Raw genomic sequence first — 26,285 nt, 5'->3', positions numbered from 1 at the left:
TGCCTTTCAGGCCGCCTTGCCGGCGTCCATCTGTTCGAAGACCTGCTTGGCGATCTTGATGGCGTGATTTGCGGCAGGAGCGCCGGCATAGATCGCCACATGCAACAGCGCCTCGCAGACGTCGTCGCGCGATGCGCCGGTATTGGCGGTGGCGCGCACATGCATCGCTACCTCATCATCCTGACCGAGCGCAGCCAGAAGGGCGATTGTCACAATCGAACGTTCGCGGTGCGTCAGCGTCGGGCGCGACCACACGTTCCCCCAGGCAGCCTCAGTGATCAACTCCTGGAAGGGCCTGTCAAATTCGGTCGAACTTGCCTCAGCGCGATCGACATGGGCGTCCCCCAACACGGCCCGGCGCGTGGCCATGCCCTGCTTGTATCGTTCGGAGGGCAGTCGAGGTTCATTCATGGGCTCTCTTCTCCATGCGAGGCGAATTCGATGAATGCGCGGATGACCGACGTCAGTGCTTCGGGCTGTTCGACACAGGGAATGTGGCCGGCGTCGCGGATGACTTCGAAACGCGCGTTGGCAATGAGCTTTGCGGTTGACCTGACCAGCTCCGGAGGTGTCGAACCATCCTGATCGCCGACGATACAGATCGTCGGAACTGCGATCTTGCCCGCCGCTTCGGTATAGTCGGCATCGCGGATCGCCCCACAGGTGGCGAGGTAGCCCTCGACAGGCTGGCGGGCCAGCATGTTGCAGTAACCCGCATAGGCCGTGTTTTCAGGGCGACGAAAGGCCGGTGTGAACCAGCGCTCCATCACCGCATCGACGATGCTGTCAATGCCCGACGTCTCGACGGCTGCGATCCGGCTGTTCCAGCTTTCGGCTGTACCGATCTTGTGCGCGGTGTCGCAGAGGATCAGGCCCCGCACCAGATCCGGGCGGCTGCGGTAGAGCGACTGTGCAATCAGCCCTCCCACGGAGAGGCCGCAGATGAAGGCATTCCTGACAGCGAGGAGATCGAGCAGGCCAATAAGATCGGAGGCATGATCCTCTATCGAATAGGGGACCTGGCCGACGTCGGACAGGCCGTGGCCGCGTTTGTCGTAGAGAACGATTGCGTAGTCACCCGCCAGCCGGACAATGACGTCGCGCCATATGCGAAAATCGGTTCCGAGCGAATTGGCAAAAACGATGACCGGCTTGCCAGCGGGGCCGCCGATCAGCTGATAGTGAATGGTGGTGTCGTTGATGCGAGCGAACTGCACTTTAAGATCTCCTTCCGCACATGGGGAATTCCTCATCGACGTCGATGGAAAAAAACGCCCATACGCAGACCCGGGTTCAAATTGGATGTTTAATCTGGTTAGGTAAAATGATATTTCGTGCCATTTCGATAACTCTGGGGTTATGAAAGTCCATGATCGACAGCCGCGTCAAGTTTCGCCATCTGCAGACGTTTGTCGAGGTCGCGCGCCAGAAAAGCGTTATGAAGGCGGCCGAACTGCTGCACGTCAGCCAGCCCGCGGTGACGAAAACCATTCGTGAGCTGGAAGAGGTGCTTGGTGTCGAGGCTTTCGAGCGCGACGGCCGCGGCATCAAGATTACGCGCTACGGTGAGGTCTTCCTGCGCCACGCCGGGGCGGCGCTGACGGCGCTGCGCCAGGGGCTCGATTCCGTCTCGCAGGAACGCTTCGGCGATGCCCCGCCGATCCGCATCGGCGCGCTACCGACGGTTTCAACGCGTGTCATGCCCCGCGCCATGGAGTTGTTCCTAAGGGAAAAAACCTGGAGCCGGATCAAGATCGTTACCGGCGAGAACGCCGTGCTTTTGGAACAGCTCCGCGTCGGTGATCTCGATCTCGTCGTGGGCCGCCTGGCCGGACCGGAGAAGATGGCTGGCTTCTCCTTCGAGCATCTCTATTCCGAACAAGTGGTCTTTGCCGTCCGCGCAGGACATCCGTTGCTTACGACCAAAGACTCGCTTTTCACCAGCCTGGGCGACTACACGGTCTTGATGCCGACGCGCGCCTCGATCATACGGCCGTTCGTGGAGAGTTTCCTCATCGCCAACGGCGTCGCGAGCCTGCCGAACCAGATCGAGACGGTATCGGATTCCTTTGGGCGCGCCTTCGTGCGCGCTAGCGACGCGGTCTGGATCATCTCAACCGGTGTTGTCGCAACCGATATTGCCGACGGTTTGCTTGCGGTGCTTCCCGTCGACACCAGCGAGACCAAGGGCCCTGTCGGCTTGACGATGCGCACTGACTCCATTCCGTCGACGCCGCTCTCGATCCTGATGCAGACGATCCGCGAAGCCGCCGCCGATGCGACCGCGAAGGCTTAGCTGACGGGAGATCGCTGCGATCTGGTCGGCTCGTCCGGCCTATGATAAGCTTCCTGGAAGATCGCGCACGGGGTAGCTCATGGGAAACGCGGCCGCATTGCATGGAACCTGGCGCATGGTTTCCTGGACGCGAACAGCGGTCGTGTCCGGCCTCGTTACCGACGCCATGGGCGTGGATCCCGTCGGATTTCTCTCCTACCAGCCGGACGGTCGTATGATGGCAGTCGTCGTCAGCCGCCAACGCCCGGTTCCCGGCAACGGGCTGCCGAGCGATGCGGAAAAAGTCGCGCTCTTCGACAGCATGCTCGCATACGCCGGCTCCTATACGTTCGAGAACGGCAGAGTGGTGCATCATGTCGACGCAAGCTGGAATCCTGCCTGGGGTGTCGCCGACCTGATCCGGCCCTTCTCCATCGACGGAAACAGGTTGGTCATCAGCGGCGCGCCGGGCGTCGATCCGACGACAGGGGAAGAGGTGGTCTACCGCATCGAATTCCGAAAGGTATGACCCGGCGTTGGTCACATGCAGAATACCTCCAAGCCTGGCCTGACAGCGTCACAATGATGGCAGCCGGCGCAGTGCCTTGAGGAAACCCCGAGGGGTTCGTTGTGCGTAATGAACCGGATCACGGCTGGGCTGCACGCAGAGCGGGGTACTTCATAACCCTGCTCGTCCTTGCCATGCTGGCAGGCTTGCCGCTCGCTGTATGGATGGACGTGAGCAATCTCTCGCAGGCGGCGTTGAAGCGCCAGGCGCAGGACATGAGTTCGCTCATCACCAGCATCCGCTCCTACTACGCCACAAACGTCGTCGGCCGGGTACTGGCTGCGCATGCGGCCGGCGAGAATACCGGCACTGCAGTCTCGCACAACTATGCCCATATCCCGGGAGCGATCCCGATACCGGCGACGCTCTCCCTCGAACTCGGCGACGTCATCAAGCAGCAGCAGGCGAACGTCACGTACCGGTTCGTGTCCGATCTGCCGTTCAAAAAGCGTCCCTCGCATGATCTCGACGCATTCGAGACGGCCTCGCTTGCCGCTCTGCGCGCCGATCCGAAACGATCGCTGACGGAGGTCAGCCGCAGCGGCTTCACGAACACCTTCCGGTTGGTGACACCCGTGATCATGGGCCAGACCTGTGTCGCCTGTCACAACACTCACCCGGAAAGCCCGAAGACGGATTGGAAGGTCGGCGACGTCAGGGGCATCCAGGAGGTCATCATCAAACAGCCGTTTGCGAGCAATGTCTTCGCGTTCAAATATCTCCTTTTCTACTTCCTCTGCGTGGCCGGCCTTGGCATCACCCTCATTGCGATCCAGCAGCATCAGGCCGCGCTCATCCAGGGGTTCAACCATGAACTTGAATCGGCGAACGAGTTTCTGGCGAGCATCTCACTGAAAATTTCCCGCTATCTGTCGCCGCAGATCTACAAGAGCATCTTCAGCGGGCAGAAGGACGTGGTGATCCAGACAGAGCGCAAGCGGCTGACCATCTTCTTTTCGGATATCAAGGACTTCACCGCAACGACCGAGCGATTGCAGCCGGAAGCCCTGACCGGGATGCTGAACGAATATCTGACGGAAATGTCCGCTATCGCGCTGAAGCACGGCGGTACGCTCGACAAGTTCATCGGCGACGCCGTCCTGGTGTTCTTCGGCGACCCCGAGACAAAAGGTGCTGCAGAAGATGCAAAGGCCTGCCTTCAGATGGCGATCGACATGCAGTGGCATTTGGGCGAACTGAAAGCCAAGTGGCGGCGCGACGGGACGGAAGAGCCATTCGTCGTCAGGATGGGCATCAATACCGGCTACTGCAATGTCGGGAATTTCGGCAGCAACGACCGGATGGACTATACGATCATCGGGGCGGAAGCCAATCTCGCCGCCCGCCTTCAATCGATTGCCGAGGGCGGCAAAATTGTCATCAGCTATGAAACATATGCCTTGGTAAAGGATATCGTCGACGCAAGCCCGCTACCGCCGATCACGATGAAGGGCATCCAACGCGAAATCATTCCCTATGCGGTCAACGGACTGCTTCATAGCGACGATCGTACCATCCGCGTCCTCAGCGAGCATTTTTCGGGTCTCGACCTGCATCTGGACATCGGTCAGCTCGATCCCGAGGAACGACCCCGCGTGCGTGCAGCGCTTGAAGAAGCGATGTCGGCGATCGAGGAGAAGCGCCAAACCTGAGTTTGCAGGTGGGCGAGCGGCGGTGTGACGCATAAGCACCGCCGCTCCCCATGCGCCCTTCCGTGGATGGCGGAAGGGAAGGCACTGCACGATCGGATCCGATCTAGGATCATGCAGCAAGTCGCAATCCCGACGCATGCTTTGCGCGTCCGTTCAGGTAACAGTGGGTTCAGAACGGAAGGCCGACGTAATTTTCCGCGAGCACGGTCGAGGCGGCGCGCGAATGCGTGAGATAATCGAGTTCGGCTTCCTGGATGCGCTGGTCGAAATCGCCGGTATCGGGGAACCGGTGCAGCATGGTGGTCATCCACCAGGAAAAGCGAACCGCCTTCCATACGCGTGCGAGCGCTTTTTGCGAATATGCGTCCAGGCCGGCACTCGAACTCTCCTTGTAATGCTCCACAAGGCCGGAAAACAGATAATGCACGTCGCTCGCGGCAAGATTGAGGCCCTTGGCGCCTGTCGGGGGCACGATGTGGGCGGCGTCTCCCGCAAGGAAGAGCCGGCCGAAACGCATCGGTTCAGCGACGAAAGAGCGGAGCGGCGCGATCGACTTTTCAAAAGACGGTGCGACGAACATGGCCTCGGCATGATGGGCCGGCAGGCGGCGGCGCACTTCGTCCCAGAAGCGTGCGTCGCTCCAGTTCTCTATCTTCTCATCGAGCGAACATTGGATGTAATAGCGGCTGCGATGGGCCGATCGCATCGAGCAAAGCGCAAAGCCACGGGGATGATTGGCATAGATGAGTTCATGGCTGACGGGCGCGACCTCGGCCAGAATGCCAAGCCAGCCGAACGGGTAAACCTTCTCGAAGGTACGAAGCGACCTTTCCGGCACAGCCTTGCGGCTCGCGCCGTGAAACCCGTCGCATCCGGCGATGAAATCGCAGTCGATGCGGTGCGCGACGCCATCTTTCTCATAGGTGACAAAGGGCGCCTGTCCGTCGAAATCATGAGGTTGCACGTTGGCGGCATCGTAAATGCTGAGCGCGCCGATCGACTCGCGACACGCCATCAGGTCGTGCGTTACTTCCGTCTGGCCGTAAACCATGACGCGCTTGCCTCCGGTTAGGCCGAAGAGGTCTATACGATGATCGCGTCCGTCGAAGGCCAGCGAGAATCCGTCATGCTGCAGTCCCTCGGCATGCATCCGCGCGCCGGCATTCGCCTTGTCCAGCAGACCGACCGTGCCTTCTTCCAGCACCCCGGCGCGCACGCGGCCGAGAATATAGTCCTTGCCGGCCCGGTCGAGAATGACGGTGTCGATGCCGGCTTCGGCCAGCAATTGGCCGAGCAAGAGGCCCGAAGGTCCCGAGCCGATGATGGCAACCTGGGTGCGCATACTTCCTCCCGCATGTGTCTTCCGCTGGATTCTGCCGGGTCGGAGCAGTCTCAACAATGGACATATCGGTCAAGAAATTGCACTAATCGAACATTGAGTTGGTGGCGCGCGATGGCGAAATCTGTTCCCAATTACGAGCTGTATGGTGAAAATGTCGCCCGAAATCCGGATTTCTGGCTGCATTGCGAAACGATTCCATCACGAAGCAGTCTGCATGACTGGGAGATACGCCCCCACCGCCACGACAGTTTCTTTCAGATATTGTACATAGATAGCGGTTCAGGCCAGGCTCTGTTCGATGGCGCATGGCATACGATCCTAGCCCACTCGGTCGTCACGGTCCCGCCAGCGCGGGATCATGGTTTTCGCTTCTCCAGGGACGTCGACGGATTCGTCATCACCGTTCTGACATCGCATCTGAAGACGATACCCGGCGATCGCAGCAGGCTCGGTGCGTGGCTTGCAAGGCCGCATCTGACGCCACTCGACATGGCGAATGAGGATGCCGCCTACGTCGCGCAATCGCTGCGCCGTCTCGGCGTCGAGTTCGCAGCCCGTCGCAACGGGCGCACGGATCTGCTCGAAGCCTATCTGACCACGGCATTGCAGCTCACGGCTCGGCTGTCTTCGGAGGGTCCGGATGGCAAAGCGGCCCCAGACGAGAACGACCGAAGGATGGAACTGCTGAGCGGACTGATCCAGCGCCATTATCGGTCCCATAAGCCGGCCGGATATTATGCCGGCGAACTGGGTATTTCGCCCACGCACCTGAACCGGATCGTGAAGGCGACGACCGGTCTTGGAACCCACGAGCTGATCGCCCGCAAGTTGATCGACGAAGCCAAGCGCGAGCTGGTATTCACCTTCGACAGCGCACAGGAAATCGGCTATCGCCTGGGATTCACGGACCCTGCTTATTTCTCAAGGTTCTTCCTGCGGCAGGTCGGCCAGACGCCACGGAGCTGGCGGCTCGCCGAACGCGCGAAACTTGGCGGCCTCAGCGCGTCCTAGCGCAGGACGAGCCGCAATGCATTCCGCGTCTCCTGCAGCAGTGGCAGATAGCGTTCGGCCATTGCCGATGCTAAGACGTGGGCTGCCGGCGCGCCGATGTTAATCGCCGCGACCGTCTGGCCACGGTCGTTTTCGACGGGCACCGCAATCGAGCAGAGACCTATTTCCAGTTCCTGATCAATGATTGCGTAGCCTTGTGCCCGCACCCGGCGGAGCTCGGCGATCAGTTCCTCCGGATCGGTTTTGGTGGTCGGAGTATTTTGCTTCAGCTCCGTTTTCTCAAGGATTGCACGGGCTTCGCTTTCCGGCAGGGAGGCGAGCAACGCGCGGCCCATCGATGCGCAGTAGGCGGGCAGCCGACTTCCCGGTGTGAGATTGATCGACATCACGCGGCGTTGCGAGGCGCGGGCGATATACACGATCTCCGTGCCGTCGAGAACAGATGCAGAGGCGCTTTGGCCGGCCTTTTCCGACAACTGATCGAGATGCGGCTGAATGAGCGCTGGCAGTGGCGTGGCGGACAGATAGGCGTGCCCGAGCCGCAGGATCTTCGGCGTCAGCGCGAAGAACTTGCCGTCATAATCGGCGTAGCCGAGTTCTGCGAGCGTCAGCAGCGATCGACGCACCGTGGCACGATCCAGGCCGGTGAGTTTCGACGCCTCGGCGATGGAAAGCCGCTGCCGCGTCTCCTCGAACGCTTCGATCACCCTCAGGCCTCTGGCGAAGCCGCTGACGAAGTCGGTTTCGCGCATTTCGTGCTCCCCTCGATATCGTCAATATGTGCGATATATGAACAAATGTCAAATAACGCACAAAATATTTGACGAGAGTTTGAGAGAGGCGCTTATTGCGCCCACTCGACAGCGAATGCGGGAGACCAGATGGCAAAGATCCTAACCTTGAAGGAAGCCGTGGCGGAAAACGTCCGGGACGGTGATACCGTTGCCATGGAAGGCTTCACGCACCTCATTCCTTACGCAGCCGGTCACGAAGTGATCCGGCAGGGACGCAAGGACTTGTATCTCGTCCGGATGACGCCGGACATTCTCTACGACCAACTGATCGGCGTCGGCGCCGCGCGCGGCATGAAGTTCTCCTGGGGCGGAAACCCCGGTGTTGGCTCGCTGCATCGCTTCCGCGACGCAGTGGAGAACCAATGGCCGAAGCCGCTGGAGATCGAGGAGCACAGCCATGCCGCGATGGCGAACGCATATGAAGCGGGGGCTGCCAATCTACCCTTTGCCATGCTGCGCGGGTATATCGGCGCCGATCTGCCGAAGGTGAATCCGAACATCAAATCGGTGACATGCCCGTTCACCGGTGAAGTTCTTGCCGCGGTTCCTGCAATCCGCCCCGACGTCACGATCATCCATGCGCTACGTGCCGACCGGAAGGGAAACGTGCTGCTGGAAGGCATCGTCGGGGTTCAGAAGGAGGCAGTTCTCGCCGCCGCTCGTTCGATCGTGACCGTCGAGGAAATCGTCGACGAGCTCGATGCACCGTCGCCGAATTCCGTCGTCTTGCCGAGCTGGGCGGTGACGGCCGTGGCCGAGGTGCCCGGCGGGGCGTTCCCATCCTATGCGCAGGGCTATTATCCCCGGTCGAACGCCTTCTACATCGCCTGGGACGAGATTGCGCGCGACCGCGGGAGCTTCGAGAAATGGATCGACGAAAACGTCATGCAGGCACGACCGGAGGATTTTGCCCGGCATGCGAAGAAGCGGTTGGCATGAGGAGTGCGGCATGAACGATTTTACCCCCACTGAAATGATGACCATTGCCGCGTCCCGAGCACTCGCCAATGACGATGTCTGCTTCGTTGGCATCGGCGCACCGTCGGCCGCCTGCAACGTCGCTCGCCTGACGCATGCGCCCGATATCACGCTGATATACGAAAGCGGCACCGTCGGCACCAAGCCGGACGTCCTGCCGCTATCGATCGGGGACGGCGAACTATGTGACACCGCGCTCTTCACGGTCTCGGTGCCCGAGATGTTTCGCTATTGGCTGCAGGGGGGGCGCGTCACCACCGGCTTCCTCGGCGGCGCTCAGCTTGACAAGTTCGCCAACCTTAACACGACGGTCGTAGGTCCCTACGATCATCCCAAAGTCCGCCTGCCCGGCGGCGGCGGGGCACCGGAGATCGCCAGCAATTGCGGGCAGATCTTTATCACCATGGCGCTCTCCAAGCGCGGTTTCGTCGAGACACTGCCTTTCATCACCTCGATGGGCCACGGTGAGGGTGGCAATCACCGCGAACGCCTTGGCATGAAGACCAAGGGTCCGACCCGCGTGATCACCGACCTTTGCATTCTCGAGCCCGATGCTGAGACAAAAGAGCTGACCGTGGTGTCGATCCATCACGGTGCCAGCCGCGAGCAGATTGTCGAAAACTGCGGCTGGGCGATAAAATTCGCCGATCGGGTAATCGAGACCCCCGTTCCGACCGAAATCGAGCTGGCGACGTTGCGCGACATCAACGCCCGCACCAAGAAGGCCCATCAGGGCGACAGGGAGGTCGCGTAGATGGCTGAGGCTTACATCTGCGATTACATTCGCACTCCGATCGGCCGCTTCGGCGGCTCGCTTTCGACCGTTCGCGCCGATGATCTCGGCGCTGTGCCGTTGCGGGCGCTTGTCGAGCGAAACGGTTCCGTCGACTGGGAGGCCGTCGACGACGTGATCTTCGGCTGCGCCAACCAGGCGGGCGAGGACAATCGCAATGTGGCGCGCATGTCGCTGTTGTTGGCTGGCTTGCCGCTCTCGGTTCCAGGCACCACGATCAACCGCCTCTGTGGCTCAGGCATGGACGCGGTGATCGCCGCTGCCCGCGCGATCCGCGCCGGCGAAGCGGAGCTGATGATCGCGGGCGGCGTCGAGAGCATGTCGCGCGCACCCTTCGTGATGCCGAAGGCCGATGCCGCTTTTTCGCGAAACGCGGAGATCTACGATACGACAATTGGCTGGCGCTTCGTCAACCCGCTGATGAGGAAGCAATACGGCATCGATTCCATGCCCGAAACCGGCGAGAACGTCGCCGAGGATTATAAGGTCAGCCGTGAGGATCAGGATGCCTTTGCCGTCCGCAGCCAGGCAAAGGCAGCGGCTGCGCAGGCCAGTGGCCGCCTCGGCAAGGAAATCACTGCTGTCTCGATCCGGCAACGCAAGGGCGATGCCGTTGTCGTCGACGAAGACGAGCATCCACGCACAACCACCATTGAAACGCTGGCCAAGCTCGGCACGCCCTTCAAAAAGGAGGGCGGGACAGTCACTGCGGGCAACGCCTCCGGCGTCAACGATGGCGCGGCGGCCCTGATTATCGCCTCCGAGGCTGCTGCGAAAAAATACGGCCTGACCCCGATCGCCCGCATTCTCGGCGGTGCCACTGGCGGCGTGCCGCCGCGGGTCATGGGCGTCGGGCCCGTGCCGGCATCACGCAAGCTCATGGCACGCCTCGGAATGTCGCAGAACCGGTTCGACGTTATCGAACTCAACGAAGCCTTCGCGTCGCAGGGGCTGGCAGTGTTGCGCGAACTGGGCATCGACGACGACGATGCGCGCGTCAATCCCAACGGTGGTGCCATCGCGCTCGGACATCCCCTCGGCATGTCGGGCGCCCGCATTACCGGCACGGCCGCGCTGGAACTCAGCGAAACCGGCGGCCGGTATTCGCTCTCGACCATGTGCATCGGCGTCGGGCAGGGCATTGCTATTGCGCTGGAACGGGTGTGAAGCATGCAATTGCCGGTGCACCCGGCCCATTGGCGAAACCTCAGGGCATCAACTGTCCGCCGTTGACCTCGATGATCTGGCCCGTGACGTAGCCCGAGAGCGTCGGCGAGGCGAGGAAAAGATAGGCACCCACGCAATCCTCCGGCGTTCCAACGAAGCCCATGGGAATGGACTTGCGCTGGAGTTCCATCTGTTCGTCGTTGGTATATCGCTCGTGAAACGGAGTGGCGATGACACCCGGCGCCACCGCGTTGACGCGGATCCGGTCCGCCACAAACTCCTTGGCATGACCACGGGTGATGGTCGAGACGAAACCCTTCGACGCGGCATAGAGGATTGCGCCGTTGCCGCCGCCGTTTCGAGCTGCGATCGATGTCGTATTGATGATGAAGCCACCCTGCTTCTTTAGCCAGGGATGAGCTGCCCGGGTCGCGGCAAGCACCGAACGAGCGTTCAGATCCATCACTTTGGTGTAATGCTCGTCGGTGTATTCCGATGTCGGCTTGCGCCCGAGCATGCCGCCGGCATTGTTCACCAATCCATCAAGGTGACCGAAGGTCTTGGCCGACTCCTCCACCAGGCGCTCGGTTTCCCCCTCCCTGGATACGTCGCCGTGTACAAGGTGCACGGTTCCGCCCCCGGCTCGGATCTCATCCGCCAGCGTCTCGGCGGGTTCGCGGCTGGCATTGTAGTGGATGGCCACTTTCATGTCCTGTGCCGCAAAGGCGCGCGCGAGCGCCGCGCCGATGCCTGTCGAGGCGCCTGTGATCAGGACGGCCTTGCCTGCGAGGTCCGGAATTTTGATGGTGGCCAGCGATTGAGCAAGATTTGGCATGGCAGCAGCGATCTCCAGTCGTATTGAATGAATAACGAAAGCCTATCAGGCCGTGTCGTCTTTCGGCAAGGCGACGGGCACAATCAGCGCACCGCGTCGAGTTCCGAATAGTGCCTGAAGATGCCGTCTTCATTGAAGGCAAGTCGGCGCGGAGAAGAGAGATATCCCGCAATATTCGGTCGACTGCGCACGGATGCGTGAAGGGCGGCCTGACCCGGATACTGACGTTCGTGGTCCCTCATGGCGTTGGGAAACGCGTAGGTCAGACCCTCGATGATCTGGAAGAGCGAAAGATCGACGTAGCTGAGGGAATTTCCCACCATGTGACTTGCACCGAAAGGGTTCTGTTGCAGGACCCGTTCGAAATAGCCAAGGAATTTCGGGATGCGGTCCTTGATGAACGCTGCCGAGCGAGCCTTTGCCTCTGTCTTCTGGTCTTCGTAGTAGAGCGAGGTGGAAATGGGATGGTGCGTGTCGTGCACTTCAGCGACAAAATCGGTGATGGTCAGTTGAAGCCCATTAGCCCGATAGCGCAGCCTGTCTTGCTGGGGCGCAAGCCCGAGCTTGGGACCGAGGTAGAACAGTATGTTGGCGACATGCGAAATAACAAGGTCGCCATCCTGAAGGAAGGGCGGCGCAAAAGGAATCTCGGCTTCCGACCGGCTACCCATGATCTCGAGCATTGTGTCTGTTCCGCCACCCTTGCCGGACATGCGGGCCACATCAATATAGTCTGCGCCCGCATCCTCAAGCGCCAGTCGGATAAACTCTCCGCGCCCCTGAATGCCGTCCCAGTAATAGAGTTTAAACGCCATACGGTCTCTCAATCCGTCGAGTTTTTGCCCCGTCGCTCACCGCACGATCACCAGCGGCGATAATACTGTCGCGATACGGCGAGCATCTTGTCGACGGCCGATGGCCGAAGCGAATTCTGCGGGCGCGTTTCACGGAACAACAGCGCGACCAGCTTGTCAATCGCCAGCACGAGAGCGATAGCCAGTGCCAAATAGGCGATTGCGGCAAAAGCCAGAAGGGACATGGTATCTTATACCGGAGCGATGAACATGTAGCAGCCTGCGACAATCAATGAGACCAGAATGGCATCGAAATAACTTCGGTTCATGGCGATCCTCCTACTTTGGCGGAAAACATCCGACATCGGCGTTTGTTCCATAGCCGGGTGCCGCTGTCGCATATTTCGCGCGGCCAGAGTCCGCCATCGACCGGAGATGCGCAGGTACTGGTTGTAGGGGAGAATTGATGCAGGCGTGTGACGAATAAAGGGGCGCCGGGAGGGGCGCCCAACTCCGGAGGTAAACTAGAACGAACCCGTTCAGGCAGACTTTCCGACAGCGATTTTCTTGGGGCCCGCCTTGGTAGCGCCATTTGCCTTCGGAACGGTAGCAGCGCGCTTGACGCGCGTCTTCACTTCCTTGCCGTCGGATGATGCTGCAGACCCTTCCAGCGCTTCGCGCTCCCGTCTCGCCTGTTCCCAATGGATGAAATCACGGCCGGCAGGGCGGCCTTCCTCTTCCCAAAGCGCATATGCACGCTTCTTGATCCACTCTTGCTGAGTTTCAGTCATCGCCGATCTCCAGTGCAAAACTGCCTCGTTGTAACGCGATACTGAGAGGTAGAGTTCCAGAGGAATCGAAGCATTTCAAGCGAATTTTGACACAGTGCAAAAATATCTTTCGCATCGCAGCATTCGTCGATCAGGCGGTTGGTACAACGTCCTGGAAGCATACCGTTTTCTAGCAACGGGAAGCTGGATCAGTTCGGGTTCACCGTTGACGTCGGTGAAGCACGAGCAGCCGGCCGGTCGCCCTGAGATTGCGCCATCGCCTTCACCAGAGCCACGATCTTCTCCCGGAGCAGAGCATCGGTGATCTTGATGAATGCCCTGTTGAGGGCGAGCCCCTCTTTCGAGTGCAGGAACTCTGCGACCGGATCTGTAGCGATTGTCATGTCGAGACCAGCCAGCGAGAGCGGTTCGGACGGGTCCTGTTCGAAGAAGTAACTCGGCGATGCACTCAGCACTTCGGCAATCCGCTGCAACCGGCTGGCGCCGATACGGTTCACGCCTTTCTCGTACTTCTGCACTTGCTGGAAAGTTACACCTATCTGCTCGGCAAGCCTTTCTTGACTGAGTCCGAGCAGTTGTCGGCGCATTCTCACCCGCGAACCTACATAGATGTCAATTGCGTTCGGCGTCTTTGCATTCATCTTACGTGTTCCATGTGCCGGAATTATGCGAAACGGTTATTCCGGCAAACCGCTCCCAGCGACAGCAGTGTGTCTTAGCAGATTATCAAGTTCAATTGTTCGTTCTTGACGATCATGTGATTTCCTCGGATCAACGTTGATCGGTCGCTCCGGTCTAGTCACGGCCGTCGAAACGGATGGGCCGATATTCGCGATGCACGATCTTTAGGCTTCGATCCGGTTGAATCATGTAGGTTTCCTCCACCTGCTGTCCGTACTGGTCGATGAAAGTGTGCGGGAAGGTCGACCCGATCGGGGATTTTGTCAGCTTTGTTCGGGGCTGCCCATTATAAATGACGCTTCCAGGTATCGGATCGAGACCGGGCGAGGAATAGTCCTTGGTGCAGCCGGCAAGGATCGCAATGCCGATCAGGGCAATAGCTTTGACGTTCATGGCATCCTCGCATATTCGGCACAATCCTATCGACGGATATATGTGAGGAAGTGCGCAACAAACAGGGATAGGACGAGGATCGTGAACACTTTTTTGGCATAGCGGCCCGAGGCCGAGCTTGGGAAGTCTGAGCTAGAGCAGGCCACGCTTCGCAAGATTGGTCATCAGCGCGGAAATACCGAAGGTCCATTGCGGGCATTGGGTTGAAAGTCGCACCGTGTTGACCAGCGAACCCAGACCGGCGGACGAGATCTCGACGACGTCGCCCACCTTGTGGGTGAAGCCCTGATTCGGTGCATCGCGATCCTGCGTGGGCGCAAAGAGCGTGCCCAGGAATAGCATGAAGCCATCCGGATACTGATGGTGGGCGCCGCATGTCTGTTTCACGAGTTCGGTCGGATCGCGGCTGATCTTCGACATCGAACTCTTGCCATGAAGCACGAACCTGTCTTCGCCTGTAACCTTGAGATCGAGTTCCGCCTGGCGAACGTCGTCAATGCCATAGGTCTTGTCAAACAGGCGTATGAAGGGGCCGATCGAGCACGAGGCATTGTTGTCCTTTGCCTTGCCGAGCAACAGTGCCGAACGTCCTTCCACATCGCGCAGGTTGACGTCGTTGCCGAGCGTAGCGCCCTTGATCTCGCCGCGGCTGTTGACCGCAAGTACAATTTCGGGCTCCGGATTGTTCCAGGTGGAAATCGGATGCAGACCGACATCGGCCCCCCAGCCGACGGAAGACAGCACCGGGGCCTTCGTGAAGACCTCGGCGTCCGGTCCGATGCCAACCTCGAGGTACTGCGACCACATGCCTTCCTCGATCAGCGCTTGCTTGACCTTTGCCGCTTCCGCGGAGCCGGCCTTCAAATTGGTGAGGGTACCGCCGATCAGCGTGCTGACGCGTTCGCGTATCGATGCGGCGCGGTCGGGATTTCCGGCCGCCTTCTCCTCGATTATCCGTTCGATCATCGATTGGGCGAAGGTAACGCCACAGGCCTTGATCGCCTGCAGGTCGGTCGGTGCGAGCAGGTGGGGGAGGGATGGGTCGCGCGTGCCTGTGCTGTTGGCGAGGATCTCCGACAGCGTGCCGAGCTGTTCCCCCTTTGCCGCGCGGGTGAATTCGGCTGGGTCCGGCTGTTCCAGAAGTGCGCTCAGCGTCGGAGCGCTCTTGGAAGTAATGTCGACCAGCTGCCCGTCACGAAGGGTGACTACGCTTGGACCACTGACCGCGGGGTTCCAGGCACGACCGACAAACAAGCCGCCGGAAGCAGCAGTATCCAGGAGAGTATCAGACATCGTCATTTTCCGTCACACGAGCGATGGACGCGCTCTTCGATGAAAGGTATCGAGCCGCCCTCCAACCCAGCGGCCGCGAAAATCGATCACATTCGCTTCCGACGGGCAAGGCCAGCAAAGGAAAAAGCGACCGGCCGACTTCAAAAGATGTGGGCTCGATGCCTTCCCGACATGAGCCCACAACACTTAGATAATCCTGCCTAAGTAGCGGCGCGCCGCTCAGCGCGCCGTCTGGTGTCAGTGGTTGTCGCGCGGGATACCCTTGGTCTGAGCGATGCGCTGATATTTAACCGCCGGTTCGAGCACCGCGCCGGTCTCCATCTGGCCGACATAGCTGCGCTGGATTTCCTGCCAGGGCGTCTGGCTCTCGGGATAGGCATAACCGCCGGCCGCATCGAGTGTTGCCCGGCGCGACGCGATCTCCTCGTCGCTGATCAGGATATCGGCCGTTCCCTTGTTGAGATCGATGCGCACCTGGTCGCCCGTCCTCAGGATGGCGAGGCCGCCGCCGGCAGCCGCTTCGGGCGAGGCGTTCAGAATCGAGGGCGAACCCGACGTGCCGGACTGACGTCCGTCGCCGACGCAAGGCAGGGAGGAGATTCCCTGCTTCAGCAGATAATCAGGGGCACGCATGTTGACGACCTCAGCCGCTCCCGGATAGCCGATGGGGCCGGCTCCGCGCATAAAGAGGATGGTCGTACCGTCGATGGCAAGCGACGGGTCGTCGATGCGACGGTGATAGTCCTCTGGCCCGTCGAACACGACGGCGCGACCGACGAATGCTTCCGGATCATTGGGATTGGACAGGTAGCGGTTGCGGAATTCCGGGGAGATCACGCTCGTCTTCATGATGGCTGAAGAGAAGAGGTTGCCCTTCAGAACGCGGAAGCCGGCGCGCTCCTTCAATGGCCGCTCGAACGGCCGAATGACCTTTTCGTCCTCGATGACGGCTGACGTATAGTTTTCGCCGACTGTCTTGCCGTTCGCCGTCAGCGCGCCGGTGTTGATCAGATCGTGCTTGATCAGCTCACCCATGACAGCAGGCACGCCGCCGGCGTGATAGTAATCCTCGCCGAGATACTCGCCGGCCGGCTGAAGGTTGACGAGCAGCGGGATTTCCTCGCCGTAGGTCTGCCAGTCGTCGACGCTCAGCTCGACGCCGACGTGGCGTGCAAGTGCGTTGAGATGGATCGGCGCATTGGTGGAGCCGCCGATCGCCGAGTTGACCCGGATAGCATTGATAAAGGCTTCTTTGGTCAGGATGTCCGAGGGCTTCAGGTCTTCGCGGACCATCTCGACGATGCGAAGACCGGTCTCGTAGGATATTTCCTGTCGGTCGCGGTAGGGCGCAGGAATTGCGGCAGCTCCCGGCAGCTGCATGCCGAGGGCTTCGGCAAGCGAGTTCATGGTCGTTGCCGTACCCATGGTGTTGCAATAGCCGGTCGACGGCGCAGACGACGCGACAAGCTTGACAAAGCCCTGATAGTCGATCTCGCCGCGGGCCATCATTTCGCGGGCTTTCCAGACGATCGTGCCGGATCCCGTACGCTCGCCGCGGAACCAACCGTTCAGCATCGGACCGACCGAGAGGGCGATCGCAGGAATGTTGACGGTTGCCGCGGCCATAAGACAGGCTGGCGTCGTCTTGTCGCACCCGATGGTCAGGACCACGCCGTCGAGAGGATAGCCGTAGAGCACCTCGACGAGACCGAGGTAGGAAAGATTCCGGTCCAGACCGGCGGTGGGGCGCTTGCCGGTCTCCTGGATCGGGTGCACCGGAAATTCGATGGCAATGCCGCCTGCGTCACGGATGCCCTCCCGCACGCGCTTTGCCAGTTCGAGGTGATGTCTGTTGCAAGGCGACAGGTCCGAACCGGTCTGCGCGATACCGATGATCGGCCGACCCGACTGAAGCTCGTCCTGGCTCAATCCGAAGTTCATGTAGCGTTCGAGGTAGAGTGCCGTCATATCCGGATTTGCAAGATTGTCGAACCAGGCTTTCGAGCGAAGCTGTGGCCCTTCGGTCTTATCCTGGACTGCGTTTGGACTGTGCGGGGCAGGGGTTTTCTCAACCACGGTAATTTTCCTTGCGTTGACGCCATTGTTGTCATGCATTTAGCTGATCGGTACTGGATTGTATAATCAGTCTTTCGTATTCTGATATGCAATTACCTTATATCAGGCGGGATTTGCATGGGATTGGACGGGTTCAAGCTGCGACACTTGCGAATGCTGGTGGCGCTGAGCGAGCACGGCAAGCTGGGCGTTGTGGCCGAAATGTTCGGTATCTCCCAGCCGGCGCTGTCACGGACGTTGAACGAACTCGAGCAGATGTCGGGCCACCAGCTTTTCGAGCGGCACAACAGGGGTCTTATCTCGACCACGCAGGGGGACGTGATCGTACGCCACGCAAAGATGCTTCTGGCCGAGGCGCAGCGGGCCGAGTACGAGATGGTGGTGGCAGCGGCCGGGCAGGGAGGCAGCGTCGCCTTTGGCACCATCATGACGCCTGCGGCCGACTATGTCGCGCCCGCGCTCAAGCGGCTTTTCGAGACGCATCCGACGATAGACGTCAGCATTACCGTCGGCAGCAGCGATGTTCTCTTGGAAGACGTCCTCAACCGCCGCCTCGACTTCGCGGTCTGCCGCATTCCGAGCGGCATGAATCCACTCTGGTTCGATCATATCCCCCTTGGAAAGGAAACGCTGAGGGTCGTCGTCGCGGCGAATCACCCCTTGGCAAAGAAAGCAGTCGCTGCGGAGGATGACCTGCGCCAGCAGAGCTGGGTCCTGCAGCCGCACGGTTCGTTTCTTCGCCACGTCGTGGACGATTTCATCAGACGCCACGGGATTGTCCCGTCGAGCGTCGTCTCCACGTCGGACGCGCTTTTGACGATGCTTCTCATGCTGCAGAGCCAACGCCTTGGTATTCTGGCGGAGCCCGTTGCCCGGCTCATGGAAGAACATGGCCTTTTGCGCATCCTGTCGATTGTAGGCGATATTTCGGTGCCCGACTTTGGGCTCGTAAAGCTCAAGGACCGCGATCTCTCCGCCTCCGCGGAGCTGCTCTACAAGCTGTTCGAATCGGCCTGACGCGAAAGCGCCTCACGGCACGGGCGTGTGTAGCGTCACCAGGCGCGCATCCCGACGAAAGTCCGATGGCGACATGCCCGAAATATGCCGGAACGACTTGTTGAAGGCGCTGATCGAGCCGAAACCGCTGTCCATTGCCACTTGCAAAACGTTGGCGCCATCCTTCATGAGCATTGCCTGCGCACGCGAAAGCCGAAGCAGGTTGACATATTTGTTGAGTGTCATCCCGGTCGTCTTCTTGAAAAGGTTCATCGCGTATTTCGGATGAAGATCCGCTGCGCGGGCAATGTCTACCGAATCGATTTCCTGCAGGAAGTTGGCGGCGACGAAGTCGCACATGCGCGCCACACTGCGCGAAGACTGTGGATAAGCCTGCTCGATGTCGTCCGTATCGGACAGCCCGTTTGATGCAAGCATCGAAAAAGGCTCAAGCGCGATTCGTTCTATCCGAAGCAGCATCTCTTCAACGGCATGCTGGGCCTTTGCCGGATCGCCTGACTTCGCGTAGCGCACCCAGCGCTGAAAGTTCTCGGTGTCTGCCGCATCGGTCGTCGACGTAAACAGAATCTCGCCTTTCATGAGCCTGCTGGAAATATTGATCGGCAGACGCATACGGAAGAAATAAACCAGCGGCAGATGCCCCCCGGCATAGATGGCGTCATCGCTGCACTCATCCATCTGGTGTGGTTGCCCGCCCCAGAAGAGGCACATGTCACCAGCGGTCATGCTGATGTCGTGGCCGTTCATCTTATAATGCACGCTGCCGCGCATGATGTAGTTGACCTCGACCTGCACATGCCAATGCGGCATTAGCATCACTGATGGGTGATTGTGAAACATCTGGAGTGCCGTCGGCAACCCTTCGATGCTGCTGGCTCCCGGCTGATAGACGGCTCTTCGTTCGATCTTACTTTCCGCCAAATCCATGTTCCCTTTTTAGGAGACAGCGGCTCCCTTCCAGATAGTCTAGCCACGTTCGCTAATGGACGGCAATTGAAAAGGGAGGATTTTCAATGCGCTTCAAACTTATCGGTGCGACCGCTGCGGTCGCGTTGCTCGCATCTGGCTCTGCATACGCGGAACCAGCCAATCTCACCATCTGGAGCTGGAACGTCGCGGCGTCGGCGCTGAAGTCGACGCTCGAAGGCTTCAACAAACAGCATCCTGACATCAAGATCACGGTGGAAGACCTTGGAAATCAGCAGGTCTTCGACAAAATGCTGGCTGCCTGCGCTGCCGGCGGCGAAGGTCTGCCTGACATCGTCAGCGTGGAGAACTTCGAAGCTGAGATCTTTTGGAGCCGGTTCCCCGATTGCTTCGCTAACCTGAAGGAACTCGGCTACACGGCAGACATCCAGGCGAAATTCCCCGACTTCAAGCGCACGGAACTTGAAGTCGGCGACGTCGCCTACGCCATGCCATGGGATTCGGGTCCTGTTGCGGCATTCTACCGTCGCGATTTCTATGAGAAGGCTGGCGTCGATCCGGCGAGCATCAAGACCTGGGATGATTTTATCGCAGCCGGAAAGAAGATTTCCGAAGCCAATCCGGGCGTAGTCATGTCGCAGGCCGACTTGAACGGCGACAGCGAATGGTTCCGGATGATCGCAAACGAGCAGGGCTGCGGCTACTTCTCGTCAGATGGCCAGAACATTACGATCAACCAGCCCGCCTGTGTCGCCACGCTCGAAAAAGTGAAGCAGATGAAGGACGCCGGCACGCTGACGGCTGCCAACTGGGACGAGAAGATCCAGGCGAATACCGCCGGCAAGGTGGCGACGCAGATCTATGGCGGCTGGTACGAAGGCACCGTGCGCTCGACCTCTCCGGACGAGAAGGGCAAGTGGGGCGTCTACATGATGCCGAGCCTGACGGCAGACGGCCCGCATGCGGCCAACCTTGGCGGATCGTCGCTGGCGATCGCCGCCAACTCGCCAAACAAGGAAGCGGCCTGGACCTACGTGAACTATGCCCTCGGCACCAACGAGGGCCAGGTCAGCATGCTGAAGTCCTTCGGTCTCGTCCCGTCGCTGCTGAGCGCGGTGCAGGATCCTTTCGTGAACGAACCGCTGCCTTACTGGGGTAACCAGAAGGTCTGGGCCGATATCCTGTCGACCCTGCCGAAGATCGTTCCGAGCCGCGGCACGGCCTTTCAGACGGACGCGGACTCGATCTACAAGGCAACGCAAACGAAGTATCTCGCCGGCGGCTATCCTGACGCGAAGGCTGCGCTTGACGACGCCGCCAACCAAGTCGCGTCCGCAACGGGTCTCCCGATCGCAAAGTGAGTGATCGTGCCGGGCGCGCCATGCGCCCGGCCTTCACCCTCAGTGCGTTCGTAAGGAGGAGGCCTCATGCCGCTCAGAAACCGGAGCGCCTACGCGTTCCTTGCACCCTATCTATTGGTTTTCGCCACTTTCTGGGTGTGGCCGATCATCAATTCGTTCCTGATTTCGTTCCAGAACACCCGCGTCAATCCCTGGAAATTCAGCGTTCAGGCAAATTGGGGGCGCCTGTTCGGCGACCCGGCATTCTACAACGCGCTCTACAACACACTCCTCATCCTGTTGATCCAGGTCCCGGTGATGATCGCGCTTGCGACGGTCATGGCGGTTCTGCTCAATTCGCCGCTGCTCAAGGCCCGCGCCATCTTCCGCTTCGCATTCTTTGCGCCGGTCGTGGTCGGTGAAGTTGCCTACGCGGCTGTCTTCCGCCTGATGTTCAATATGGACTTCGGCATCATCAACAAGCTGATCGGCACGGTCGGGATTGCGCCTGTGTCGTGGTTCGCGGAAAGCCATGCCGCCATGGCGCTCATTATTCTCGCTGTGACGTGGCGCTGGGCCGGTTACAACGCGATCATCATTCTGGCGGGGCTGCAATCCATTCCGGAGGACGTCTACGAGGCCGCCACACTCGACAAGGTGTCGAAGACGCAGCAGTTCATCCACATCACGCTGCCGCTGTTGAAGCCCATCATCCTATTCTGCGTGATCCTGTCCGTCATCGGCACGATGCAGCTCTTTACCGAACCCTTCCTGATCACCAATCGCGGCGGCCCCGGCGGCGGCACGGAAACGCTCGGCCTGCTCCTTTATCGCCAGGGCTTCCTGTCGCTGAACTTCGGCTACGCCTCGGCGATCGCCTACACGATGGCGGCTCTTGCAATCGCAATCTCGCTGCTCAACCTGTGGGTTGGGAGGGAACAGAAATGAAATCCAAGTCGCAGTCCCTCCTGATCCGTAAAATCGCCTTGCATGCCGCGTTGACGCCGCTGGCGATCATCTGGCTCTTTCCGCTGTGGATGATGTTCGTCTTTGCGACGATGCCCGATTACGGCATCTTCAGCCCCAACATCGTTCTCTTGCCGTCGACCAACCTCATCGAGAACTTCAAGAACCTTCAGGCGGACACGGATTTCGTCGGCGCCATGATCATCTCGATCGGCGTCGCGGCTATCTACACGTTCTGTTCGGTTCTGCTGACGTCGATGGCTGGCTGGGCACTGGCGCGCTATCGCTTCGTCGGCCGCTCGATCGTCATTGCAATCATCCTCGGTACGATCACGCTGCCGTTTGCGGTCGTCGTCATTCCGCAGTTCATCATGGTCGCCCGCGAGTTCAAACTAGCCAACACCTGGATTGCCCTGATCGTACCGCCGCTTTTCAACTCGCTCGGCGTGCTTTTCATGCGCCAGGCCTTCTCGATGATGCCGGGCGAGCTTTTCGACGCCGCCCGCGTCGAGGGCGTCAAGGAGTGGCAAATCTTCCTGCGTATCGCCTTGCCGCTGGCACGGCCGACGATGGCCGCCCTTGCGATCATTCTCTTCCTGGCCTCTTGGAACAACTATCTCTGGCCGCTGCTCATCAACTCCAAGCCCGGAATGATGACGGCACCGGTGGCGCTCGGAACACTGCTCGGCCTCACCAAGGTTTCCTGGGGCGGCATCATGGCAGGCGCACTGCTGCTCACGGCCCCGATCCTGGTCGTCTTCGTGTTCCTGCAGCGTCACTTCATTGCCGGCATTTCAGCCGGCGCAGTCAAATAGTCGGGAAACACCTGATGTCTGAGCTTTCACTGAAAAACGTCGTCAAGCGCTTCGGCGCACTGGAAATCATTCATGGCGCAAACCTCGACGTAAAGGACGGGGAGTTCGTCGTCTTCGTCGGTCCGTCCGGTTGCGGCAAGTCTACGCTGCTGCGCATGATCGCTGGCCTTGAGGAAACCTCCGGCGGAGAGATCAATATCGGTGGCAAGGTGGTCAACGATGTCGAGCCGGCCGATCGCGGCATCGCCATGGTCTTCCAGTCCTATGCGCTTTACCCGCACATGACGGTCGAGCAGAACCTGAGCTTCGGCCTTCGGATGAACGGTAATCCGAAGGAGGATACCGAAAAGCGCGTCAAGCACGCCGCCAACATCCTGCAGATCAACGAGCTGATGCAGCGGCGACCGAAGCAGCTCTCCGGCGGCCAGCGCCAGCGCGTCGCCATCGGCCGCGCCATCGTGCGCGAACCACAGGTGTTCCTGTTCGATGAACCCCTGTCCAATCTGGACGCGGAATTGCGCGTGCAGATGCGCGTCGAAATCTCCCGGCTGCACAAACAGCTGGGCACGACGATGATCTACGTCACCCACGACCAGACGGAGGCCATGACGCTTGCCGACAAGATCGTGGTGCTGAGGGCGGGGAACATAGAGCAGATCGGTGCCCCGCTCGACCTCTATGACGACCCGGCCAATCAGTTCGTCGCGGGTTTCGTCGGGTCTCCGAAGATGAATTTCCTCAAAGCCCAGGTCATCGACACGAATGCGGCCACCGCGACGCTGGCTCTCGTCGACGACCGAAGCGTTCGCCTCGCCATGCCGGTAACAAGCCCGGTCGAGACAGGCATGCCAGTGACGCTGGGCATACGTCCGGAGCATTTTGCTGACGCCGGTAAAGGCGATGCGGACCTGACAGTCAGCATCGACGTCGCCGAGCATCTCGGCAACACCAGTTACATCTATGCAACGACGGCAGGCGGCGAGCAGCTGATCATCGAACGGCCTGAGTCGCGCACAGCAGGCAACCGCGACCAGCTGACCGTCGGCCTTTCCGCCAAACGCATCTTCCTGTTCGACAGCGCCGGCAAGCGGCTGCGCTGATCGCATTTCCATCCCAAGACCAAGCACTGAAAGAGGAATTTTCCATGAGCTCAGATCAACCGATTCGCTGGGGTATCATCGGTCCAGGCACCATCGCGCGTACCTTCGCGGACGGCATCGCCCATTCGCGCACCGGCAAGCTCGCGGCCATCGCGACGCGCAATCCCGACAAGCCCGGCCTTGGCGACAACTTCCCCGGAGCCCGCATCGTCAACGGCTACGAAGCGCTTCTGAAGGACAGCGAGATCGACGCCGTCTATATCTCCACCCCGCACACCGGCCATGCCGAATGGGCAATCAAGGCAATCCGCGCCGGCAAACACGTGCTCGTCGAAAAGCCGATCGCACTTTCTGCCTATGACGCCGATGTCATCTATCACGAAGCCAAGAAGGCGGGCGTCTTTGCCGGTGAAGCCTTCATGTACCGGGTCCATCCGCAGACGGCCAAGATCGTTGAACTCGTAAAGAGCGGCGCTATCGGAACCGTCCGCATCATCCGCTCCAGTTTCGGCTTCAACATGGGAGGCTTCAAGCCGGAGCATCGTCTCTTCGCCAACGAGGCCGCCGGCGGCGGTATTCTCGATGTCGGCGGCTACCCGGTCTCGATGGCGCGCCTGATCGCCGGTGCCGCAGACGGCAAGCCGTTCCTGGAGCCGGAAAAGGTGGCGGGCGTCGGCCACCTCGGCCAGTCCGGCGTTGACGAATGGGCCTCTGCCGTCCTGAAGTTCCCGAACGGCATCATTGCCGAAGTGTCCTGCTCGATCATGGCAAACCAGGACAACACGCTGCGGATCATCGGATCGGACGGACGCATCGAGGTCAAGGATTTCTGGTTTGCTTCCGGCCACAAGGGCGGTGTCGGCAAGATCGAGATCTTCAAGGGCAACGAACAGCAGACGATCGAGGTCAAGGAGGGGCGTTGGCTCTATTCCTTCGAGGTCGATGCCGCCGGCGATGCGATCCGCGCCGGCGAGAAGGAGTTCGCGGCGCCCGGCATGGGTTGGGCGGATTCCCTCGGAAACCTGCGCGTCCTCGACCAATGGCGCGCTTCGATCGGCCTGGAATACAGTGTCGAGAAGGCCGAAAAGCGCACGACCAATCTTGCCGGCGGTACTGTCCGCCGCGGCAACAGCATCCCGCAGCGCCAGATTCCCGGCATTTCCAAACCGGCGTCGGTCGTCACTCTCGGCTTCGAGTTCTTCCCGAACTTCGCGGCGGCATCGCTGACCCTCGATGCCTTCTATGAAGCCGGCGGCAACGTCTTCGACACCGGTTTCGTGTACGGCGGCGGTAAGACGGAGAGCATTTTCGGCGACTGGCACACCAGCCGCAATGTGCCGCGGGACGACATCGTTCTGATCGGCAAGGGTGCGCATTCGCCGCTCTGCTATCCGGATGTGATTGCCAAGCAGCTCGATCAATCGCTGAACCGGCTGAAGACCGATTACGTCGACATCTACTTCATGCACCGGGACAACACCGACATACCGGTCGGCGAGTTCGTCGACGCGATGGACGCGGAAGTGAAGCGGGGGCGGATCCGCGGCATTTTCGGGGGCTCCAACTGGACGCGTGAGCGGATGGACGAGGCGGCAACCTATGCGGCGAAGAACGGCAAGGTCGCGCCGGCGGCTCTTTCCAACAACTTCTCGCTGGCCGAGATGCTGGATCCGATCTGGGCAGGATGCGTGACATCTTCCGACGACGAGTGGAAGACGTGGCTGAACGCCAGGCAGGTCCCGAACTTCGCCTGGTCCAGCCAGGGCCGAGGCTTCTTCACCGACCGTGCCGGACGCGACAAGCTCGATGACGAGGAGATCGTGCGTTGCTGGTATTCCGACCGCAACTTCGAACGCCGGGACCGGGCGATCGAACTGGCCAGCAAGCTGGGACGGAGCCCGATCCACATCGCGCTCGCCTATGTCATCGCCCAGCCGTTCCCGGTTATCCCGCTGATCGGGCCACGCACGATCGCCGAGCTCGAAGACAGTCTCTCGGCGCTCGACATCAAGCTGACGCCGGAGCAGGTGAAGTGGCTGGAAGCATAACACCGACTATGGCCTGAGACGTGTTTGAGACGTGAAGCGGGGCCGACCAGGATTCGTAGGTCGCGGATTCCGGTCGGCCCGTTTTGGGGGCCGTGCCGCTTCGTTGTTCACTCATGGCCCGGCGATGGACAAGTCGCTCTGGAACCGAGCGCGTTTGAGGGGTATGGTTGCCGCCTTCAGGTCGTACCGGCGGCCTTCGCCCCGAACCTCAACAACGAGGGGAAGCGAACCATGCAACGACTGACGTCTGTGGCAGCGCTAATGGCGCTGAGCACAACTGTTGGCTGGGCTCAAGAGCCGGTCATCGGCACCTGGAAGACACAGGTGGGAACCACCGCAGTGATTGATCAGTGCAGCCAAGGCTACTGCATCACGATGAAGACCGGAAATCACGCAGGCAAGCAGATCGGCTCGTTCCAGGGAAGGAACGGGAATTTTACCGGTACCATCGTGGAACCCGAGAGCAAAAAGACATTCGACGGCGTCCTGACGGTCTCGGGAAACACCGTTCGGATGAAGGGTTGCACGATGAAGGTGTTCTGCGTTTCGCTGATCTGGAAGCGACTATAGCCGGGGACGGCAATACGTGGGGCAGCGACCGGCCAGACCGTAACACCGGGCCCCCGCGA

At 60.2% G+C, this 26,285-nt stretch carries 27 protein-coding genes; 14 read left to right on the top strand and 13 right to left on the bottom strand.

The annotated features are described in order from the left end of the window. Window positions 1-6: 6 nt before the first annotated feature. Together pcaC and pcaD are read right to left on the bottom strand one after the other, a co-directional pair. Window positions 7-411, bottom strand: coding sequence for a 4-carboxymuconolactone decarboxylase (pcaC, locus tag ASC97_RS06310; RefSeq protein WP_057467500.1), 405 nt, complete (start codon window positions 409-411; stop codon window positions 7-9). Then, window positions 408-1,217, bottom strand: a complete 810-nt coding sequence (pcaD, locus tag ASC97_RS06305; protein ID WP_057467499.1) for a 3-oxoadipate enol-lactonase — start codon at window positions 1,215-1,217, stop codon at window positions 408-410. Before pcaD ends, pcaC begins: the two co-directional genes overlap by 4 nt. A gap of 152 nt (window positions 1,218-1,369) precedes the next feature. Here pcaD and pcaQ point away from each other — a divergent pair, with 152 nt between their 5' ends. From pcaQ to ASC97_RS06290, 3 genes are all read left to right on the top strand, one after another. Beyond that, a complete protein-coding gene (pcaQ, locus tag ASC97_RS06300; protein WP_057467498.1) occupies window positions 1,370-2,296 on the top strand; it encodes a pca operon transcription factor PcaQ in 927 nt (308 codons plus the stop codon). Between the two features lie 79 nt (window positions 2,297-2,375). Continuing rightward, on the top strand, window positions 2,376-2,804 hold the full coding sequence (locus ASC97_RS06295) for a lipocalin-like domain-containing protein (RefSeq protein ID WP_057467497.1): 429 nt from the start codon (window positions 2,376-2,378) through the stop codon (window positions 2,802-2,804). 173 nt (window positions 2,805-2,977) lie between these two features. Further along, window positions 2,978-4,495, top strand: a complete 1,518-nt coding sequence (locus tag ASC97_RS06290) for an adenylate/guanylate cyclase domain-containing protein (RefSeq protein ID WP_082529889.1) — start codon at window positions 2,978-2,980, stop codon at window positions 4,493-4,495. A gap of 169 nt (window positions 4,496-4,664) precedes the next feature. On the opposite strand, the gene pobA is transcribed toward ASC97_RS06290, so the two are convergent. After that, window positions 4,665-5,837: a 4-hydroxybenzoate 3-monooxygenase gene (pobA, locus tag ASC97_RS06285; protein WP_057467495.1), complete on the bottom strand. Its 1,173-nt coding sequence runs from the start codon at window positions 5,835-5,837 to the stop codon at window positions 4,665-4,667. Window positions 5,838-5,948: 111 nt separating this feature from the next. Between pobA and ASC97_RS06280 the strand changes: the two genes are divergently transcribed. After that, the gene (locus tag ASC97_RS06280; RefSeq protein ID WP_057467494.1) at window positions 5,949-6,848 is read left to right on the top strand and encodes a helix-turn-helix domain-containing protein; all 900 of its coding nucleotides are present in this window, start codon (window positions 5,949-5,951) and stop codon (window positions 6,846-6,848) included. Here the strand turns inward: ASC97_RS06280 and ASC97_RS06275 are convergent. Then, entirely contained in the window at window positions 6,845-7,600 is a 756-nt protein-coding gene (locus ASC97_RS06275; protein WP_057467493.1) for an IclR family transcriptional regulator, read from the bottom strand. The two genes, ASC97_RS06280 and ASC97_RS06275, sit on opposite strands and share 4 nt — an antisense overlap. 129 nt (window positions 7,601-7,729) lie before the next feature. Between ASC97_RS06275 and ASC97_RS06270 the strand changes: the two genes are divergently transcribed. The 3 genes from ASC97_RS06270 to pcaF are packed head-to-tail and all read left to right on the top strand — an operon-like array spanning window position 7,730 to window position 10,580. Next, window positions 7,730-8,581 (top strand): CoA transferase subunit A, encoded by an 852-nt coding sequence (locus ASC97_RS06270; RefSeq protein WP_057467492.1) that lies wholly within the window; start codon window positions 7,730-7,732, stop codon window positions 8,579-8,581. Between the two features lie 10 nt (window positions 8,582-8,591). After that, window positions 8,592-9,374: a CoA-transferase subunit beta gene (locus ASC97_RS06265; RefSeq protein ID WP_057467491.1), complete on the top strand. Its 783-nt coding sequence runs from the start codon at window positions 8,592-8,594 to the stop codon at window positions 9,372-9,374. Beyond that, window positions 9,375-10,580: a 3-oxoadipyl-CoA thiolase gene (gene pcaF / locus ASC97_RS06260; protein ID WP_057467490.1), complete on the top strand. Its 1,206-nt coding sequence runs from the start codon at window positions 9,375-9,377 to the stop codon at window positions 10,578-10,580. A gap of 40 nt (window positions 10,581-10,620) precedes the next feature. On the opposite strand, the gene ASC97_RS06255 is transcribed toward pcaF, so the two are convergent. From ASC97_RS06255 to ASC97_RS06225, 8 genes are all read right to left on the bottom strand, one after another. Next, entirely contained in the window at window positions 10,621-11,415 is a 795-nt protein-coding gene (locus tag ASC97_RS06255) for an SDR family NAD(P)-dependent oxidoreductase (protein ID WP_057467489.1), read from the bottom strand. An 83-nt stretch (window positions 11,416-11,498) separates the two neighbouring features. Continuing rightward, on the bottom strand, window positions 11,499-12,230 hold the full coding sequence (locus ASC97_RS06250; protein WP_057467488.1) for a glutathione S-transferase: 732 nt from the start codon (window positions 12,228-12,230) through the stop codon (window positions 11,499-11,501). A 47-nt stretch (window positions 12,231-12,277) separates the two neighbouring features. Beyond that, entirely contained in the window at window positions 12,278-12,454 is a 177-nt protein-coding gene (locus tag ASC97_RS34595) for a hypothetical protein (RefSeq protein ID WP_200959442.1), read from the bottom strand. A 294-nt stretch (window positions 12,455-12,748) separates the two neighbouring features. Beyond that, a complete protein-coding gene (locus ASC97_RS06245) occupies window positions 12,749-13,000 on the bottom strand; it encodes a DUF2934 domain-containing protein (protein ID WP_057467487.1) in 252 nt (83 codons plus the stop codon). A gap of 188 nt (window positions 13,001-13,188) precedes the next feature. Beyond that, window positions 13,189-13,641, bottom strand: coding sequence for a helix-turn-helix domain-containing protein (locus tag ASC97_RS06240; protein ID WP_057467486.1), 453 nt, complete (start codon window positions 13,639-13,641; stop codon window positions 13,189-13,191). Between the two features lie 154 nt (window positions 13,642-13,795). Continuing rightward, the gene (locus tag ASC97_RS06235) at window positions 13,796-14,074 is read right to left on the bottom strand and encodes a hypothetical protein (protein WP_057467485.1); all 279 of its coding nucleotides are present in this window, start codon (window positions 14,072-14,074) and stop codon (window positions 13,796-13,798) included. A gap of 132 nt (window positions 14,075-14,206) precedes the next feature. Beyond that, on the bottom strand, window positions 14,207-15,367 hold the full coding sequence (locus tag ASC97_RS06230) for a fumarylacetoacetate hydrolase family protein (protein WP_057467484.1): 1,161 nt from the start codon (window positions 15,365-15,367) through the stop codon (window positions 14,207-14,209). Window positions 15,368-15,604: 237 nt separating this feature from the next. Then, entirely contained in the window at window positions 15,605-17,482 is a 1,878-nt protein-coding gene (locus ASC97_RS06225; protein WP_244481401.1) for an IlvD/Edd family dehydratase, read from the bottom strand. Window positions 17,483-17,560: 78 nt separating this feature from the next. Between ASC97_RS06225 and ASC97_RS06220 the strand changes: the two genes are divergently transcribed. Next, complete coding sequence (locus tag ASC97_RS06220; RefSeq protein WP_057467483.1) at window positions 17,561-18,460, top strand: LysR family transcriptional regulator; 900 nt, start codon at window positions 17,561-17,563, stop codon at window positions 18,458-18,460. A gap of 12 nt (window positions 18,461-18,472) precedes the next feature. Here the strand turns inward: ASC97_RS06220 and ASC97_RS06215 are convergent, their stop codons facing one another. Then, window positions 18,473-19,387 carry a helix-turn-helix domain-containing protein gene (locus tag ASC97_RS06215; protein ID WP_057467482.1) on the bottom strand — a complete coding sequence of 305 codons (915 nt, stop codon included), beginning with the start codon at window positions 19,385-19,387 and terminating at the stop codon, window positions 18,473-18,475. A gap of 86 nt (window positions 19,388-19,473) precedes the next feature. On the opposite strand from ASC97_RS06215, the gene ASC97_RS06210 reads away from it, so the two are divergent. The 6 genes from ASC97_RS06210 (at window position 19,474) to ASC97_RS06185 (ending at window position 26,226) form a co-directional block, all read left to right on the top strand. Beyond that, the gene (locus tag ASC97_RS06210; RefSeq protein WP_057467481.1) at window positions 19,474-20,748 is read left to right on the top strand and encodes an ABC transporter substrate-binding protein; all 1,275 of its coding nucleotides are present in this window, start codon (window positions 19,474-19,476) and stop codon (window positions 20,746-20,748) included. Between the two features lie 66 nt (window positions 20,749-20,814). Next, window positions 20,815-21,675, top strand: coding sequence for a carbohydrate ABC transporter permease (locus ASC97_RS06205; RefSeq protein WP_057467480.1), 861 nt, complete (start codon window positions 20,815-20,817; stop codon window positions 21,673-21,675). Then, window positions 21,672-22,508 carry a carbohydrate ABC transporter permease gene (locus ASC97_RS06200; RefSeq protein ID WP_057467479.1) on the top strand — a complete coding sequence of 279 codons (837 nt, stop codon included), beginning with the start codon at window positions 21,672-21,674 and terminating at the stop codon, window positions 22,506-22,508. Before ASC97_RS06205 ends, ASC97_RS06200 begins: the two co-directional genes overlap by 4 nt. Before the next feature lie 14 nt (window positions 22,509-22,522). Further along, on the top strand, window positions 22,523-23,608 hold the full coding sequence (locus tag ASC97_RS06195) for an ABC transporter ATP-binding protein (RefSeq protein ID WP_057467478.1): 1,086 nt from the start codon (window positions 22,523-22,525) through the stop codon (window positions 23,606-23,608). A 44-nt stretch (window positions 23,609-23,652) separates the two neighbouring features. Continuing rightward, window positions 23,653-25,656 (top strand): aldo/keto reductase, encoded by a 2,004-nt coding sequence (locus ASC97_RS06190; protein ID WP_057467477.1) that lies wholly within the window; start codon window positions 23,653-23,655, stop codon window positions 25,654-25,656. Between the two features lie 231 nt (window positions 25,657-25,887). Continuing rightward, on the top strand, window positions 25,888-26,226 hold the full coding sequence (locus ASC97_RS06185; RefSeq protein ID WP_057467476.1) for a DUF2147 domain-containing protein: 339 nt from the start codon (window positions 25,888-25,890) through the stop codon (window positions 26,224-26,226). Window positions 26,227-26,285 lie beyond the last annotated feature (59 nt).

This window comes from Rhizobium sp. Root1203 (assembly GCF_001424945.1).
Lineage (GTDB): Bacteria > Pseudomonadota > Alphaproteobacteria > Rhizobiales > Rhizobiaceae > Rhizobium.
Note: the sequence above shows the minus strand (reverse complement) of the source record. Positions and strands in the feature narration are given on the sequence as shown.